The sequence below is a fragment of the Micromonospora sp. B11E3 genome, from assembly GCF_039871625.1.
GTDB lineage: Bacteria > Actinomycetota > Actinomycetes > Mycobacteriales > Micromonosporaceae > Micromonospora.
On sequence record NZ_JBDPMC010000059.1, the window covers coordinates 1 to 16436 of the forward strand.

At 69.5% G+C, this 16436-nt stretch carries 14 protein-coding genes, 1 tRNA gene and 2 pseudogenes; 6 read left to right on the forward strand and 11 right to left on the reverse strand.

What is annotated here, in order from left to right; all coding sequences use genetic code 11:
- Positions 1–513: 513 nt before the first annotated feature.
- Positions 514–816: a DUF4193 domain-containing protein gene (locus tag ABGB16_RS24465; RefSeq protein WP_347670437.1), complete on the reverse strand. Its 303-nt coding sequence runs from the start codon at positions 814–816 to the stop codon at positions 514–516.
- A 794-nt stretch (positions 817–1610) separates the two neighbouring features.
- Between ABGB16_RS24465 and ABGB16_RS24470 the strand changes: the two genes are divergently transcribed.
- Together ABGB16_RS24470 and ABGB16_RS24475 are read left to right on the forward strand one after the other, a co-directional pair.
- A tRNA-Lys gene (locus ABGB16_RS24470) sits at positions 1611–1682 on the forward strand.
- Between the two features lie 753 nt (positions 1683–2435).
- Positions 2436–4514: a helicase-associated domain-containing protein gene (locus ABGB16_RS24475; protein WP_347670438.1), complete on the forward strand. Its 2079-nt coding sequence runs from the start codon at positions 2436–2438 to the stop codon at positions 4512–4514.
- 158 nt (positions 4515–4672) lie between these two features.
- On the opposite strand, the gene ABGB16_RS24480 is transcribed toward ABGB16_RS24475, so the two are convergent.
- Both ABGB16_RS24480 and ABGB16_RS24485 read right to left on the reverse strand, forming a co-directional pair.
- The gene (locus tag ABGB16_RS24480) at positions 4673–5731 is read right to left on the reverse strand and encodes a DUF2293 domain-containing protein (RefSeq protein ID WP_347670439.1); all 1059 of its coding nucleotides are present in this window, start codon (positions 5729–5731) and stop codon (positions 4673–4675) included.
- A gap of 157 nt (positions 5732–5888) precedes the next feature.
- Positions 5889–6383 (reverse strand): hypothetical protein, encoded by a 495-nt coding sequence (locus ABGB16_RS24485; RefSeq protein WP_347670440.1) that lies wholly within the window; start codon positions 6381–6383, stop codon positions 5889–5891.
- A gap of 102 nt (positions 6384–6485) precedes the next feature.
- Here ABGB16_RS24485 and ABGB16_RS24490 point away from each other — a divergent pair, with 102 nt between their 5' ends.
- The gene (locus tag ABGB16_RS24490; RefSeq protein WP_347670441.1) at positions 6486–6797 is read left to right on the forward strand and encodes a calcium-binding protein; all 312 of its coding nucleotides are present in this window, start codon (positions 6486–6488) and stop codon (positions 6795–6797) included.
- A gap of 24 nt (positions 6798–6821) precedes the next feature.
- Positions 6822–7958, forward strand: a complete 1137-nt coding sequence (locus ABGB16_RS24495) for a hypothetical protein (RefSeq protein ID WP_347670442.1) — start codon at positions 6822–6824, stop codon at positions 7956–7958.
- A gap of 12 nt (positions 7959–7970) precedes the next feature.
- On the opposite strand, the gene ABGB16_RS24500 is transcribed toward ABGB16_RS24495, so the two are convergent.
- Together ABGB16_RS24500 and ABGB16_RS24505 are read right to left on the reverse strand one after the other, a co-directional pair.
- Entirely contained in the window at positions 7971–8942 is a 972-nt protein-coding gene (locus tag ABGB16_RS24500; protein ID WP_347670443.1) for a DEAD/DEAH box helicase family protein, read from the reverse strand.
- Positions 8924–10285, reverse strand: coding sequence for a hypothetical protein (locus tag ABGB16_RS24505; RefSeq protein ID WP_347670444.1), 1362 nt, complete (start codon positions 10283–10285; stop codon positions 8924–8926). Before ABGB16_RS24505 ends, ABGB16_RS24500 begins: the two co-directional genes overlap by 19 nt.
- A 306-nt stretch (positions 10286–10591) precedes the next feature.
- Between ABGB16_RS24505 and ABGB16_RS24510 the strand changes: the two genes are divergently transcribed.
- Both ABGB16_RS24510 and ABGB16_RS24515 read left to right on the forward strand, forming a co-directional pair.
- On the forward strand, positions 10592–11089 hold the full coding sequence (locus tag ABGB16_RS24510; RefSeq protein ID WP_347670445.1) for a SigE family RNA polymerase sigma factor: 498 nt from the start codon (positions 10592–10594) through the stop codon (positions 11087–11089).
- Positions 11089–12129, forward strand: a complete 1041-nt coding sequence (locus tag ABGB16_RS24515) for a hypothetical protein (RefSeq protein WP_347670446.1) — start codon at positions 11089–11091, stop codon at positions 12127–12129. Before ABGB16_RS24510 ends, ABGB16_RS24515 begins: the two co-directional genes overlap by 1 nt.
- Positions 12130–12541: 412 nt before the next feature.
- On the opposite strand, the gene ABGB16_RS24520 is transcribed toward ABGB16_RS24515, so the two are convergent.
- From ABGB16_RS24520 to ABGB16_RS24545, 6 genes and pseudogenes are all read right to left on the reverse strand, one after another.
- Positions 12542–12814 carry a helix-turn-helix transcriptional regulator gene (locus ABGB16_RS24520; protein ID WP_347670447.1) on the reverse strand — a complete coding sequence of 91 codons (273 nt, stop codon included), beginning with the start codon at positions 12812–12814 and terminating at the stop codon, positions 12542–12544.
- Positions 12815–12846: 32 nt separating this feature from the next.
- Positions 12847–13161, reverse strand: coding sequence for a type II toxin-antitoxin system RelE/ParE family toxin (locus ABGB16_RS24525; RefSeq protein ID WP_347670448.1), 315 nt, complete (start codon positions 13159–13161; stop codon positions 12847–12849).
- 86 nt (positions 13162–13247) lie between these two features.
- Positions 13248–14171 (reverse strand): nucleotidyl transferase AbiEii/AbiGii toxin family protein, encoded by a 924-nt coding sequence (locus ABGB16_RS24530; protein WP_347670449.1) that lies wholly within the window; start codon positions 14169–14171, stop codon positions 13248–13250.
- Positions 14168–14818, reverse strand: a complete 651-nt coding sequence (locus ABGB16_RS24535; RefSeq protein WP_347670450.1) for a type IV toxin-antitoxin system AbiEi family antitoxin domain-containing protein — start codon at positions 14816–14818, stop codon at positions 14168–14170. Before ABGB16_RS24535 ends, ABGB16_RS24530 begins: the two co-directional genes overlap by 4 nt.
- Before the next feature lie 534 nt (positions 14819–15352).
- Positions 15353–15526, reverse strand: a pseudogene (locus ABGB16_RS24540) (type II toxin-antitoxin system VapC family toxin); the annotation flags it as partial.
- Positions 15527–15746: 220 nt separating this feature from the next.
- A pseudogene (locus ABGB16_RS24545) lies at positions 15747–16397 on the reverse strand (transposase domain-containing protein); the annotation flags it as partial.
- Positions 16398–16436: the final 39 nt, after the last annotated feature.

Here is a 16436-nt window from a genome sequence, read left to right on the forward strand (position 1 = left end):
AGGCGCCAACACCAAGATCAAGTTCCTGAAGCGGCAGATGTACGGCCGAGCCGGCTTCGCGCTCCTACGACAACGAATCCTGCTCGCATAGACCAGTCACCCCGACCACCGTTTCTGTGCCAGAGCCGAATGATCGACACTGGGCACCGGCCCTCCAAGGAAGGCATATGCCGGTTCCCCGACGTCCGAGCCCCACGGGTCGCCGCTTGCACCGAGCTGCGGCCGGCCCTCGTTTCAAGATCATCCTCGCTCGTCTTTCCACAGGTGGTGCTATACGGTCAGCAGGTGAGAATCGAGCGTCATTGGTGGAACGGGGACCGGAGTCCGCGGGGACGCCGCGACGTCTACATCCGCACCGACGGCCAACGATGGGAAGTAGAGGCGCAAACCGGCGGCCTCGCAGGCCGGTCGAAGCTGCACCTCTGTCCCAGTCGGGCGTCGGCACAGATCCTCGCCGACGCGTGGCTGGGTGGTCGTCCGGAATGGCGTGAGATGGCGCCCTGACAGTCGGCGTCAGGAGCACTCCTGGCAAACCTGCTGACCATCGCGCTGCGCGGCGCGCTGACTGCGGTGGTGCACCAGGAAGCAGTGCGCGCATCGGAACTCGTCCGGCTGCATCGGCACGACCGCCACGGTCAGTTCCTCGCCGGACAGGTCCGCGCCGGGTAACTCGAAGTTCTCGGCAACCTCGGCATCGTCCGCGTCGACTCTCGCTGACTGCGACGCTGCGCCACGCGCCTTGAGTTCCTCCAGGCTGTCGTCTTCAACCTCAACACCGGGTCGGTACGGTGCGTCGTAGTCGGTGGGCTTGCTCATCCTGATGGCCTCTCCGGATTGGTTCATGGGTTTGACTGAGGCCGTCGAAGACAGACACCCTGCTGCTCCCGCTCTGCTGCCGCGGCCACCGCCGTGGGAACTGGGAGCCGTGTGCCGACGAAGGCTCGACCAGTGGGTCAGCCACTTCGGCGGTTACCCCACTGGCGCGGGCTCTGGACCGAGCCCCGCCCACTGAGGCGCTGACCCTTTCCATAGGGTTGAGGCGAGGCAACCTTGCCCTTCGCGCGCCGGGCGGCCCGATTTGCGTAGACGGCAGGCTCGTCGGCCTGGGACTCGGCCGTGGTTGGCGTGTCGGCATCCTCGGTGTGGGCGTCTTGAACAGGTTCGAGCTCCGGCATCGGAATCTCCCTGGATTCGTGGGGCGCCCTGCGGGCCATCGCCCAGCCCCGGCGGACGCGGACTGCTCGACGCCGATGTGGGCACGTTGACGGTATCGCAACGCCGAGCCTGTCCGATCGACGGACCGTGGCCTCCGTGCGGGTCCCCTGGGTGCTGCTGCTAGGCCGCCGCCCGCCATACTTGGCTCGCCGCAACCACCAGCGGCGGCGGGACCCGCTTGACATGAGCACGTCTACGCGGCCTCGCCCCGTCACCAGGCATCGCTATGGGCGAGAGTAGGCGCCCTTCGGGGGACAGTCTGCCCCGGCCAGTAGCGCACCACGGTGATGCAGCAGTAGCCTGCGTCGCAGCGACATAGACCAGAGCGCCGGCTCATGCGCACCCAGGCGGATATCAAGCGGGGCGCCCGTGATCGGGTAACCTGGTGGCGCAGCGGGCCGTTAGCTCAATGGCAGAGCTGAGGACTTTTAATCCTTAGGTTCTGGGTTCGAGTCCCAGGCGGCCCACCTTTGAACTGGGAAAATAGCCCACCATCACCACCTTTTACCTCTTCCTATCGGGGTATTTGTCGGGTTTTTGGCTTTAGTGTACGAGCGCCCACCGAGCACCCAACCCTGGAATGACGCTTGGCGACATCACGCGTCGCCGCTGGTCAGGGGTGCGTCCCGGCGCCGCGAGGCGACACAGTCCCCTGTGTAGATCTCCATGGTGATGGCGAACTGAGCGTGCCGAGAGGATCTGCATCGCCACCCGGGGATGCGCGTCCAGGTCTGCAAGGAGCGAGGCGCAGGTACGCCGGGCATCCCGGACGGTGATCCGCCGGGCTCCCGCCACATCGCAAGCGCCGGTCCCTGAAGCGGTTGAAGTTGCGCGGCTCGACCGGCCGACCGTTGCGGGTGGCGAAGACGAGGTCCGACGGCTGCCAGGCCGGGCCGGTGGCGTCCCGGGCGGCGGTCTGTGCGGCGCGGCGGCTGTCGAGCGCCACGGTGGAGATGTCCGGCAGGGGCAGGGTGGCGTAGTCCCCGTCAGGCGACCCGCCTGGCTACCGGTGAAACCGTCACGACTGGCCCCTGAGCTGCGGAATGCGGTTCGGGTTCTGCCACATTGAGTCCACCCAAAACGGATACTCAAACGGAGGGGGTCAAACCGGCAGCACGCGCCACAAGCCGGGTCGCGCTGATGATCCACACCTTGCGGCACGGTCCCCCGCATGGCGTACTTGTCGCGTCCGGCGGGGAGGGGCGTCGTAGGTTGGCGGGATGCAGTCCCTCGCCGCTCACCTTTGCGCCCTGACCCAGGAGCAGCTCACCGCTCTGGTCGCGAAACGTCGCGACGCGACCATCGAGCCTGCGCCGCAGACCGCCGACCAGCTCGCCGTACGGCTGCTTCACCCGTCGTCGATGGTGGCTGCCTGTGCGTTGCTTACCCTGCCGCAGCTCCAGGTGGGCGAGGCCGCCGCGGCGCTGGGCGATGGGTGCACCACTGCGCGGCTGGCGGCGCTGTTGGGCGTACCGGAGGGCGACGCGGACCTGGCCGCGGCGCTGCGCCGGCTCACCGGGCTCGCCCTGATCTGGCCGTACGCCGACGGCTTCGCGGCGGCACATCTGAGCCCGATGTGGCCGCACCCGCTGGGCCTCGGACCCGGTGCCGCCGAGCTGCTCGCCGGACGGAACATGAACGAGCTGCGCAGGCTGGCGAAGGTGTACGGCATCCCCGTAGCGGGCCGCGGCAAGGACGAGTTGATCGTTGCGCTGGTCGGCTGGCTGGCGCGGCCGGAGAACGTGCGCCGACTCGTGGCGCAGGCCCCCGCCGATGTTCGCGCCCGGCTCGCCGCGCTCGCCTCGCGGCCGGCACCGTCCTTCCATGTGCGAGGGATCATGTTCGGGTCGGCCGGGGTGGGGCTGCCGTGGGCCGCCGAGCGTGGTCTCGTCGTCGGCTCCGCGTGGGGCGTCGAGGAGATGCCCCGCGAGGTGGCGCTCGCGCTGCGGGAGGGCTATGTCGCTGCGTTCGACCCGCAGCCGCCGGCCCTGCCTACCACTCCCGTCGAGCCCAGGGACGCCGAACGGGAGGCCGCAGCCGCCGCCTCGCAGACCCTCGCCGCCATCACCGCGATCGCCGGAACCATGAGCGGCGGCCCGGTGCCGCTGCTCAAGACCGGCGGTCTGGGCGTACGCGAGGTCCGCCGAATCGCCAAGTCGTCCGGCCTGGACGAGGACCATATCCGCCTGATCATCGAACTGCTCGCCGCGGGCGGCCTCACCGAGGCCTCGGACACCGGTCTGGCCCTCTCGGCGGCCTATGACGAGTTCGCCGCCACCGAACCCGCGGACCAGCTGCTGGACCTCGTCGACACCTGGCTGACGATGCCCGCGTGCCCGCTCGCCCCCGCCGACTCCACCGCGGTCTCCTCCCGTGTCCTCTACTGGAACGAGGGCGAGGAGATGATTTTGACGGGTCTGCGTGCCCTGGCCTTGCGTACGCTCGCCGATGTCTTACCCGAAGGGCATGCCACCGACCCCGGCGCGCTCGCCGACCGGCTGGCCTGGCAGAGCCCCGTCCTGACCGACCAGGCCGACGAGGATCTGCACCGATATGTCACTGGCATCTGGCGGGAAGCCCACCGGCTCGGCCTGCTTGCTCACGGAACAGCGACGAGGCTCTGCCGTAGCCTGCTGACCGGTGACGCCGACGCGACTCATCGGCACGCTCAGGCCATGCTGCCCCGGTCCCGCAGCACGGTCCTGTTGCAAAACGACCTCACCGCGGTGGTGACCGGCACCCCGTCGGCCAACCTGCTGGCGCTGCTGGACGGCGCGGCCCGGCCGGAGTCCCGCAGCGGCGCCTGGACCTGGCGCTTCTCGCCGGCCAGCGTCCGCGGCGCACTCGACGCCGGAAGCACCCCGGCGGATCTGCTGGCCCGGATCACCGAGGTGGCCGAAGGCGGCCGGGTGCCGCAGACACTCACGTACCTGATCAACGACGTAGCCCGCCGATACGGCCGCGTTCAGGTACGCCCAGCCGGCTGCTGCCTGTGCAGCGACGACGAAACGCTGCTCACCGAAATCCTCAACACCCGCTCGCTGCAGGCCCTGCACCTGGTCCGGCTCGCCCCGACCGTGCTCGCCACCGCAAAATCGCAGGCCGAAACCCTGGCCGCACTGCGCGCCGCCGGCCACGCCCCGGCCGGCCTCCGCCTCGACGGCAGCCCAGCGATCGAGATCCCGCAACGACGCCGCGCCGATCCATCACCCACCGAGCCGGACAGTGGTGACAGCTTTCCGCTGCCACGCCTGAGCGACCCGGCCGACGTCGCACGGGCCCTGCTCGGCAACCGCTGATCCCCCGCCACCCGGACTACCTTGAGCGGGCCGAGTCGTTTCCCGGCCGCCTAGCTGTAGCCAGGTGCCACCTCCGGTTTACAACGCGTCCGACCTGCTGTTTCTCAGCAGAATTGTGAGCCGACCAGCGAGGCTCGGGGCGGGACGGGGTCCGGCGTTCAGGCCGGGCGCCGCCACCGTTCAAGGACCCGATCGATGTCGTCCCGGACCCGTTCCCGAGCCTGCTCCCGGGGCACACCGGCCATCAGCAGCTCGTCGTACGCGGTGTCCTCGTGCCGCACGGAGGCGACCACGGCCCGGGTCACGGCGTCCGGGTCAAGGGCCCGACCGGCTGCGCTGCGCCCCACCCGGCCGCTGCCGCGGGTGCCGGTGTGTCGGCTGATCGCCGCCGCCCGCATCGGCGGACAGTTGGGGAACAGCCGGCCGATCCGTTCGGCCAGATCCTGCCGGAACCGCTCGTCCGCGGCCGCTCGCCGCTGCCGGTCCCGCTCGCGGCGGCGGGCACGGGCCTCCTCGTCGGAGAGGCACTGGCGCTCGGCCTGCTCGACCGCGGCCTCCTCGACCAGCAGTCCCTGCCGCTCGTGGCGCTTCCGGGAGCGGCTGAACCGCACCACCACCGCCGAGAGCCGGCTGGCCTGTCTGGCCCGACGGGTCAGCGCCGCGTCGCCGGCTGGCAGGAACACCAGGTGATCGAGGTCAGCGCAGGTGAGACACGCCGGCCCGGCGTCCTCCATCATCAGCATGTCGGCGTCCGTGCGCCCGCAGCCGACGCAGGTGAACGCCTTCAGCGGCTGCACCACCACCAGGTCCGGCGGCTTGCTCTGCCGGGCACCCAGCCGCTCCCGCTGCCGCTCCGGCAGGTCCGCCGGCGTCCAGTGCGTGCGGTACGTCAATTCCAGCGTGAGATCGCCGGCGGCGGTGAAGCGCAGCGGCCGCCGGTCGCGGGTGGCGGCGAGATACTCGACCTGGCTGGGGCGCAGGCCACGACTGGCTACCCAGCGACGGAACACCTCCAGCGCGTCAGCGAGCCGGTCCGCCGACACCGCCGCGACCGCTTCCAGGTGCGGCGCCCGGCCCTGCCGCCAGTCCGTGACCAGCCCGAGCGGCACCCAGCCCATCCCGGTCAGCACGTCGAGCGGGCTCACGTAACGCTTGTGCCGCAATGCCTGTTCGGCAGCGGCCACCACCCGGCGCTCCAGCTTCGAGGCGGGCTGCATGGATGGCAGCCTACCCATGCGACGCTCCGCCCGTCGGCGGCGCCGCCCGTCGGCAGCCTCTCAGCCGGTCTGCGAACTGAAGACTCTGCACACGGCCTACCCCGACGGAGTGCCGGACGACGACTTGGTGACCGTCACCGGCAGGCGCCTGATCCGCTCACGAGCTGATCTGCTGCACGATGGCCGCGAGCTCCCGGTCGGGTCTGACATGACGCTGGTAGAGCGGGCTGCACGGTGTCGCGGCCAGCCGCACGGCGAGGTCGAGGAGGTTCGGCTTGGCGGCGTTGCGCCAGGTGTCGGCGAGGAAGGCGAAGTCGGTCATGATGCCGACGATGCTGCGGTTGGCCGTCGGCGCGATGCGCCACTGGCGCATCTGGTCGACCTCGGCGCGGATCACCAGGTCGGGCACGCTGTGGGCGGCGAGCACCGCGCCGACCTGGTCGGCGGCCCGGGTCGGCATGGTGGCGGCCGGCGCGAGGGGCATGAGCACCGGCAGCAATGTGCGTTCGTTGACGAGCAGCGCGACCTGCGGTCGCCACGGAAGCATGGTGGCGTACCAGTCGCCGAGCAACGTCGTGGACTGCTCGCCGTCATGCGGGGCGGATAGGCCGATGCGTTGGCGTAGCTTCGCGGTCGCTCGCAGGATGAACATCCGCCCATCCTGCAGCCTGTGCGCGCCGCTCCGAGGGTGGCGATGGGCTCGGTGGATGCGGTCGCTCGGGACGTAGCGCGGGGGCTGTCGTAGGGTGCTGCGGTGGGTTCACTCAGCCGGGCCGAGTTGGACGCGTTGGTCGGCGAGGCGACGGTCGACGCTTACGACGACGATGAGCAGCTGACCGGCCTCTACACAATGATCGAGGACAATCTGTCGGTGCCGTTCACGACGCAGGTTCTGGGTGTCGAGGTGACGGTGCGGTGGGTTGACCTGCGCCACGGCGAAGTGGTCGCGATCTGCCATCGCGGCCGGATCCGTCAGGCGATCGGGATTCTGGATCTTCCATTGCCGGAGCCGCCACCGCCCGGCGCGGAGTGGATCGATGCGTACCGGCATTGGGCGGGCAAATAATCATCATGGCGGATGGAGCCGGCGGTGAGTGAGTACCAGTACTACGAGTTCGTGGCGGTCGACCGGCCGTTGACGTCGACGCAGCAGCGTGAGCTGCGGTCGTTGTCGACGCGGGCGCGGATCACGTCGTCGAGTTTCGTCAACGACTACCAGTGGGGTGGCCTGAAGGGTGACCCGCGGGAGTGGATGCAGCGGTACTTCGACGCGTTCCTGTACCTGGCGAACTGGGGCACGCACCGGGTCGCGCTGCGGCTACCGATCGCGGTGCTCGATCCGCGCACGGCCGCCCAGTACTGCGTCGGGGATTCGGCCTGTTCGTGGGCGACCCGTACGCACGTGATCCTCGATCTGCATAGCGAGGACGAGGACGGCGACGACGTCTACGAGGGCGGGGGTCACCTCGCCGCGATCCTTCCCGCTCGGGCCGAGTTGGCCGCCGGCGATCGGCGGCTTTTGTACCTGGCGTGGCTGCTGTGCGTACAGGGCCGGGAGCTGGACGACGACGAGCCGGAGCCGCCCGTCCCACCCGGCCTGCAGGACCTCTCCGGGCCGCTGCACGCCCTGGTCGACTTCCTGCGGCTGGACCCGGATCTGCTCGCCGTGGCGGCCGAGACGAGCGCGCCGCTGAAGGAGAAGACGCCGTCGACATCGGCCCTGTCCCGCTGGGTGAAGGCGCTGCCCGAGTCGGAGAAGGACGACGTTGTCCTACGGCTGTTGCGCGGCGACGACGCTCACCTGCGGTCGGAGCTGCTGGCCCGCTTCCACGGCACGACCCCGAACGAGAGCACCGGTGGTCGCCGCACGGTCGGGGAGCTGTTGGCTGCCGCGGGGGAACGCTGGTTGGAACGGCAGCGGCTCGCCCGCGAGCGTGAGGCGGCCGAGCGGGAGCGTCGTAAGCGGGCTGCTGCCGCCGCCCGCGAGCAACACCTGAACGCGCTCGCCGGGCGACAGGAGCAGGCGTGGCAGCAGGTGGCCGCGATGATCGAGACGAAGAAGCCGAAGGAGTACTACGCCGCCGTGGCGCTGCTGTCTGACTTGAAGGCGCTGGCCGAACGGGACGGCGACACCGAGGCGTTCCACCGGCGGGTGCGGCAGCTGCGGGAGCGGCATGCCCGTAAGCCGAGCCTGCTGGACCGCCTCGACCGGGTCGGGCTCCGCTGACTCGGCAACCGATCAACCGCCGCCGTCGACCGCGGTGAAACCGAGTTGGGCGTAGGAGCGGGATCGTTTGCGCCACATGGCGGCGAGCACGTTGACGTGTTCGTCGACGTAGTCGTGGACCTCGGCGGTGGACTTGCCGGGATGGGCGCGCAGAATCCGGCCGACGTACTGCACCATGCTGCCCTTGAACGAGACGGGATGGGCCAGGAACAGGGTGTCCAGTTTCGGGCAGTCGTAGCCTTCGCCCACGTACTTGTCGGTGGCGACGACCAGCAGCGGTGGCCCGTCGGCGGGCGGGTCGGCGAGGAAGGCGAGGACCTGCTTGAGGTCTTTGGTCTTGCGGGTGGCGTAGAGCAGGTGGGGTTCGTGGCCGAGGTCGCGTAGCCGCTGGGCGAGGGCCTCGACGTGGGCGGTCTGCCGGGTCAGGACCAGGCAGTTGCGGCCGCGTGCGAGGGCGGCGTGTACGTCCTGGCAGATCTGCTCGTCGCGGGTGTCGTCGGCGACCAGGCCGCCGAACACCACGGAGGTGATCGCTCCGGGCTTGGTGGTGTCGGCGTCGTCGGGCAGCGCGTAGCTGGTGTGGTGGATGTGCAGGCCGCGCCGCAGGGCACCCGGGTCACCTTTGTCGATCATCGGGATGGTGTGCCGCTTCGGCCCGCAGTGCATGAAGATGACCGGTCCGAGGCCGTCGCGGCGGTACGCGGTGGCGGTCAGGCCGACCCATCGCCGGGCGGGGATGCGGCGTAGTACTTTCTCGATGGTGGGGGCGCCCGCGTGGTGGGCCTCGTCGACGATGACCAGCCCGTACCCGCCCAGCCGCTGTGCGGCGTCGTCCATGCGGGCGACGGTCTGGATCATGGCCAGGTCGATGTGCCCGGTCGGTTTGGTCTTGCCGCCGCCGATCTGCCCGATCTGCCCGGGGTCGACGTCGAGGACCGTGGTGAGGCGGTCGCGCCACTGGTCCATCAGCGGAGCCCGGTCCACCAGGACGAGGGTGGGTGTGCGGTGGTGGGCGATGAGGGCGCAACCCATGACGGTCTTTTTCCCGATCCGGGTGGGGCTTCCAACACGCCGTGCTCGTGGCGGGCGATGTCGGCGACCGCGGCGGGCTGACGGTCCCGCAACGTCGCGATGAACGTTACGTCGATGGGCGGCGGGTCAGCGCGCCGGTCGGTGATGTCGAGCCGGCTGCCAGCCTGCGCCACCAGTTCGGTGGCCTTGTCCGCCATCGCCCGAGGCAGGTACAGGAACTCCAGATCTTCTCGGTAGCAGCGCACGAAACGCGGGGTGTTCCAGTTCGACAGGCGCAGGTTCTCGTTCTTGTAGAACTCCGGGTTGGCCAGCGACGCGGCGTGCTTGAGTGAGGCCAGCAACGACGCCGGCAGCCCGGCCCGGCGGATCGCGAGCATCCCCGCCCACTCGGCATGGACCACGGCTGGTGCAGCCGCCTCGGGGCGCAGCGTCGACCGGAACAGCACTGCCTCCGGGCCGACCGCCACCGGCCGCAGTTCGGCGACGAGCCGCTGCACGTCGGCCAGGCCGAGCCGGTCGACGTCCGCGAGGAACGCCCACTGATCTGGATACGCGGCGAACGTCTCCGGGTCGACGAAGACTGTCGTGCCGAGATCGCGGCACTGCTTCTGCAGCGGCAACGCGATCAGGTTGCCCAGCCCTTCACCCTTCGCCGGCAGGTGATCCTGAGCAGGGAAGAACCGGTCGTAGCTGTCCAGCCCCAACTCCCCGCGAACGGCCATCGCCTCACGCAACAACCCGAACCCCAACGCCCGCGCGTCCAACGCCGGCACGGGCTCGGTGAAGAAGGTCCACACATGGGCGCCCTGCCCGGAGCGGGATATCTCGACCGCGGTCGGAACGCCGACGCTGTCGGCGGCCTGGACGTACGCCTGGGCATCAAGCTGCCACTGCTCGCCGTCGAAGTCACAGGCCAGGAGCCGACACGAGTCATCGGCCAGCATCGGGTACAGCCCGATGCTGATCCGCCCGGACAGGTGGTCGTGGAGCACCGCATCGGTCAACGGCCGGTACCGGCGGGCCTCCTTCGCCTCCTGCCACGACTGCCCCGGCAGCCGCTCCAACTGCGGGTACCAGCCCTTGCGGCCATCCTTCTCCCACCGCTGGGCGTACACGTCGTCGCGCCCCACGAACAGGGACCGGAACAGGGCCACCCGCTCCGCCGCGAGCCGCTCCCCAGCACCAGCCGGGACCGATCCACCGGCGGCCGACTGCCCCTGCGTCGTTGCCCCAGCGGCCGGCGCCAACAGCCGAGCAACGTCGGCCCGCAACGCGGCCAGTTCCGCGCGAAGCACGGCCAACTCCTCTGCACAGCCGCAGGCGCAGCCAGCAGTTGCAGGATCGATCGATGTCGCCGTCACCACCCCATTGAACAAGCCGCCGCCGTATCCAGCCCCAGGCCCTCCGGCGAGTCGCATGCTCGGGGTCAGCTGCTCCGTGGGAGCTTCAACGTTCGCGGCGGACGGACCGACTCATAGTCAGCCCGGGCTGCGCGGCAGGCCCGCCGCTGCTGCCCGGAACCGGGACCTGCCGCCCGGCGGGGTTGCGGAGTGCCGGGGCCGTTGTCTACGGAGCGGGTATGCCACTGCGTTCAATAGGGTGTGACGTTCGAGGAGTACGCCTTCGCCCGGGTCTCGGCGCTTCTGCGACTTGCCCGCCTGCTCACCGGTGACGAGCATCGGGCCGAGGACCTCCTTCAGGACACCCTCGCCCGGGCGTACGCCCGGTGGGCGCGTATCTCCCGGATGGAGCAACCTGACCTGTACGTACGCCGGATGCTCGTCAACGGCCACCATTCGTGGTGGCGCCGACGCAGCAGCAGGGAGGTTCTGGTCACCGTCGTGGCCGAGCGCCCGGGTACGAGCGACGAGAGCGCCGAGGTTGCCGAGCGGGACGCCCTGTGGCAACTCGTCCGCGCCCTGCCCTCGCGGCAACGCACGGTCATCGTCCTGCGGTATTACGAGGATCTCGACGACTGGACGATCGCGGAAATCCTGGACTGCTCCACCGGCACGGTCCGTACGCATGCGAAGCGCGCCCTGGCGGCGCTGCGCAATCGGCTGGGCCGAGACACCGTCGAACCGATGGGAGTGCTCTGATGTCATCCGACCTCGATCAACGCCTCGCCGTGACGCTCGACGCCCATGCGGGAGCCGACGTCGACCCGGCACCGATCGTGGCACAGGCCGTCCTTCGCGGGCGGCGCCTGCGGCGACGACGTCGCGGGCTGGTCACCGCGTGCGTGGCGGCAGCGTTTGCGGTCCTGGCGGCTGCATTCATGGTGATACCACTCGGACAGACGCCCAGGCAGGCAGGGCTTCTGCTGCCGGCGTCGTCGAACGAGCCCGGCGCCGCCGAGCGGCCCGACCTCGTCGGCGCCGATCCCGCCGTCGTACATTTCACGGCCGACACCCTGGTTTCCGGCGCACGGCACGCCACCTGGACCACGGGCCGCGGCGTCGAAAGCGTCGAGTTCCAGGGCGGAACCCGTCCGGCGCGATTTGTGCTGGCAGGCAGCGCGGCGACGCTGGACGGCGTTCGGCAGACGTTGTCGTCCTCGGGCCGGCCCCAGCCGCCGGCAGACGTACGCGTCGGCGAGCAGCCGGGAAACGCCTGGGTCGATCCGGCGCCGACGGGCAGGTCGGGCTTGTGGTTCGTGCGCTGGCAACCCGTCGACGGCCTATGGGCTCGACTCGAGATCTACGCGGACAACCGCAACGAGGCGGTTAGTGCGGCAGGCCGCGTACGCTTCGACGGCGCCCGGCGCTGCGCGGTACCGTTCCGCCTGCAATCGCTGCCCGCCGGTGCCCGCCTGCTGGAATGCTCGGTCCAGCTCAGCATGGACCGCCCGGATGCCTTCGCCGAAGGATCGCTCGTGGTGGGTGATTCCTCCGGTCGCTGGCTCACCGTTCGAGCCCAACGCCCGGCGGTGGACATCGGCGCCGACGCCGGTGATCTGACAGCCGGACCCTACCGGGTGCGCCGACAGGGCAGCGACGTGCTGGAAATGTGGGTCAAGCCCTGCCAGGTGGAACTCTTCCTCGACGGGCGGGGCCACGGATACGCGGACCTGGATGGCTTGACCGTCCTGGGCGGCTACCGGCCGGCCACTACGATCACCGACCCCGACACCTGGTGAAACACCGCCGTACGGCACCAGTGAGAGGGGCCGGAAACCGGCCGTAGCGCGTCCGGCGGGTAGCCGGGGAAGGAGCAGGCATGTCACCCGAGCCGCGAGCCGGGCCTCGCGCTCGCGGTCCAGGTCGCTGTGGTCAGCGCCCGCGACACGGCGTCCGGACCCATCAGTCAGGCCGGAGAGACGACGGCTGACAGCAACGAGACAGCAACGGACCGGATCGTGGGCACGAGACGGGCGATCATGCTGGCCCTGAACCGGGCGAGGAGCGAGCGGCGGACTCGCACGCGGCAGGCGAAATCGATGCGTACTCAGGTTCCGCCCGTTCAACGGCGAAGCCCCGGCATCAGCCGAGGCTTCGCGAGTGCGCGACAAGCATGAGGGCAACGACAGAGACGCCTTCGTGCCCCTCGCGTCAACTAAGGGTCACACGTTCGCCGTCGAATTCGGCAACGAACTCAGCCTTGCTGCCAAGGGCAGCGATGTACCGGGCGACCGTGCCGACCTCAGCCTTCGGTAGTTCGCCGCTCTCGATGGCGGCGACGCGCGGCTGGGAAACGTTCATGCGGTCGGCAACCTGCTGCTGAGTCAGGCCACGCCTCTCGCGCATCTCGCGCAGTCGCGCTGCGCGTACCTCGCCGCGCATGCGCTCCTTGTGCTGCTCAACCTTGTCCTCGTCGAGGTTCATGCGGGAGCGGACATCCCGCCAGCTACGCGCCATCAGTGCTGTCCCTTCAGCTCTCGCAGGTGCTCGGCGAACTTCTTGTCGGCTTCGAGAATGCTGGTTTCGTACCAGCCCTTCCAGTTGCCGCTCTTGTCACCCGCCACCAGCAGGATGGCTTCCCGCTGAGGGTCGAAGGCGAACAGGATGCGGATCTCGGTTCCCCCTGCCGAGCCGGGCCGCAGCTCCTTCATGTTCTTGTAGTTCGAGCCCTTGACTCGGTCGACGAACGGTCGACCGAGCGCCGGGCCCTCGGCGGCGAGCAGATCTATGGCCGCAGCGACCTGCTCAGCGGAGTCGGGCTCAGACGCCACCGGGCATTTTCAGGCCGATCCATCCGGACGAAGCAGCAGACGAGCGCGGGACGCACCGGCGGCGGGCGCTCGACCCCACAGCGAGATCACTGCGGGATCCAGGTTCGCGCCGACGGGTCCCAGACGCCGATCGCTGTTGCATCGAGCACGGGGTCGAAAATCTGGCTCGCGAGGCTAATGGCGGTGTCGTAGTCAGGAACGGTGCCGGGTGCCTCTGCTGCGACTCTCGGGTAGCGTGCGGCCCAGCCAACGGCGTCGGGCACGACGAATCGTTCGGGAAGTTCGATCTTGCGCATCGCCGCGTTGCTGACGACAGCGGTGCGCAGCGTATCGGCGCTGATGGCGTGTGTGATGGCGATGATGGCGATGTCGACGAGGTCCTTGACCCGGGTGCTGCTCGCGGGCTGCCCGTCTCGGGCGTAGGTACCGATGGTCGCGCAGAGCTTGTCGGCCAGGTGGTCGGCGATCGGAAAGACGCGATAGTTCGGCCGAACGAGTCCCTCGATGGTCAGTGGCGTCAGCGGAGCGACGACGTCTGGTGTGCCTGTCATGACGGTGCCGACAACAACATCGATGTGGAAGCCGGCAAACGACGTCGGGCCGAGTCGGGCGTTGACGTGTACGCGGGCTCCTTTGGCCTCCTCTTGGAGGGAAGCGACGCGGGTGACGTCGAAGGCGAAATGATCGCCCAGGTCGATCCGGAGCGCGGCGCGCAGTGCGTCGACGGCGTCGTTGACATCGGCGTCGGTAGCGTTGAAGAACACGTCGACGTCCTTGCTGTGCCGGGCCGTGGCGAGCCGGGCCAACAGCGCCCCAGCGCCCTTGAGCACCCACCGGTCGGCGTCATCGGATCTGAACAACCGGGCGAGTGCCCGGTCGTAGGCGAACTGACGCTGGAGTTCGTCGAGTCGGTAGCGGCGGTCAACTCGCGCGATCTGCCCGAAGCGTTCCTTGAGTGCCGTCCTGAACGCCGAAGGCGTCTCATACCGAAACGTGGGCCGGCCGGTCATCTACGCGTCTCCTCGCCGACGAGTACCCGGACGAACTCTGCCGGGTCGGAGTGGCCGTAGGCGGCCGCGTGGGGCGCGACGATGGCCTTGAGCGCGTCTCTGTGCAGAAGGCCCAGAGCGAGGGCGTCCTGCACGACCTGTGCCACTGCGGACTCGTCCTCCCCATCGGCGAGCAGATCGTCGATGATCGCTGGCACGGTCCGTACCGGCAGCCCACTCCAGACCTCCCAACTATCCGGGGCGATCTGCGAACGTACGCGGAGCTTGATGTCGTGGCGGCGAGGCCGCAGCCGGGTGGTCGCGTAGAACTCGTGCTCGTGTGGAATCAGGTCACCGAGGCCGCGCAGATGCGCGGCACTGCGGTGGCTGACGATGGCATCGGGGGTGGCGGCGCGTTCGTGCCACGACTTGGCGCCCCCGAGTTGCAGCCAGGCCGCGCGTAGCCGATCCAACTCCGGGTCCTCGGGCACGCCCGTGAGCCGGTACACGCGCGCGGCCTGATCCGCGATGGCAAGCGTGCCGTCATCGACGAGTCGTTTCAGGTCCTGCCGGGACACACCAAGACCGCGAGCTTGTCCCGCAGTGATCATGCCCCACTGCTCGCTGGCCACCGGGCTGATCGCAGCCAGCGCCGTACGCCTCGACATGGAGCAAGCGTAACACTATTGCGACGATCGCTCCATCCGGGCATGCAGTGGTGGCGAGTCCCCGGGGTCACGGCGGAGCGGGCAACGAGCGGGCGCACCGGCATCACGGGTGCTCCACGGGTGCTCGGATGTTCCGATGCCGGACGGATTCACGGCACGACTCCCGGATTCGCATCTCTGCCAGCCACTCACCGCGGCGTCACTCTCGATAGGCGCGCCGCGGACCAGCATCAACACGGCCGGACGACGCGCCCGGAATCCGGACGGCGCGCGGATAATAGCACTCTGTCCCCTTCTGGCTACTTTTAATCCTTAGGTTCTGGGTTCGAGTCCCAGGCGGCCCACTTCAAGTCCTGACATCGCTGTTGACCTGCGTTTTGTGGTTCGTACGGGTAGCGGGAGCCGCTGCGGCGGTCGGGTGTGGTGGTCAGGCCACCGCCACGTTGATCGCGCGACGGGAGGCGTGAATTCCCGCACGTCCGCGCTGGATCCGCATGCCCGGGGTGCCGGTTCAGCGGCTGTGGGAGCCGCCCCTCACACCTTCAGGACATCCACGTCGTACAGCGCTATCGACGTGTCGCGGGAGGCCAGAGTCATCCTTTCGGCGGTCGCCTGTGCCACCAGCATGCGGTCGAAGGGATCGCGGTGATGCGGTGGCAGGCGGCGGGCGGCGATGGCGTGGGCGTGGGTTACCGGGAGTGCGCGAAAGTTCGTGGGCGGGGTAGCGGGTGTGGTCTGTCAGGCTGGTGATCAGCCGCCACTGCTCGCGGCGCAGGCTGCCGTCGGCGAGGGTGACGGTGACCTGCGCTTCGATGACCCGCACCAGGATGAGAGCGGGTAGGGTGCCGTAGCCGATGCGGGCCAGGTAGGAGCCGTCGGGTAGGCGATGCGCGATGGTCGGGCGGCGGCGGGCGGATGAGCGGACCAGGAGCTGCGCGCCGGTGGCGCCGACGTCGCGCAGGAATTCCGCGGCGTCGAAGCCGGCGTCGGCCAGCAGCAGCATCGTGCGGTCCAGGACGCCCAGAAGCCGCTGCGCGTAAGCCAGTTCGCCTTCTGTTTCGGGGCCGAAGGCCGCGGCGAGCAGGGCGCGGGTCCCGCACTCGATCACCACGAGCAGCCGTAGCAGCGGGTAGCCGAACTCCAGCTTGTCTCCTACGCGTTTGGGGTAGCGCCAGGTGACCTGCTCCTCGTCGGGCACGTGCAGGTGGGTGCCGTCGATGGCCACGGTACGCAGGCCCCGGTAGAACACGCCGGGCTGACCGGGCAGGCCGACGGCACCGGCCAGGGTCTCGAACAGGCGCCGTAGCGGCGCTACTCCGACCCGGCGGCGAGCGCGTGACAGTGAGGAGATACTCGGCCGCGTCAGGCACAAGCCGGCCAGGGCCGCGGTCAGCTTCCCCCAGGCCGCTCGGTAGGAACAGCGTTCGAGCAGAGCGAGCGCGAGGACGAAGTACACCACGACCCGAGACGGCAGCAGCCGCAGCCGCTTCTCGCGTGTCCCGGTTTCTTCCAGCACCGCGTCGACCAGGTCGAAGTCGATGATCTGGGTCAACTCGCCCAGATGTCCGGGCGCGTGCACACCCCCGGCTACCTCGATCGACCGGGTGATGACAGACTT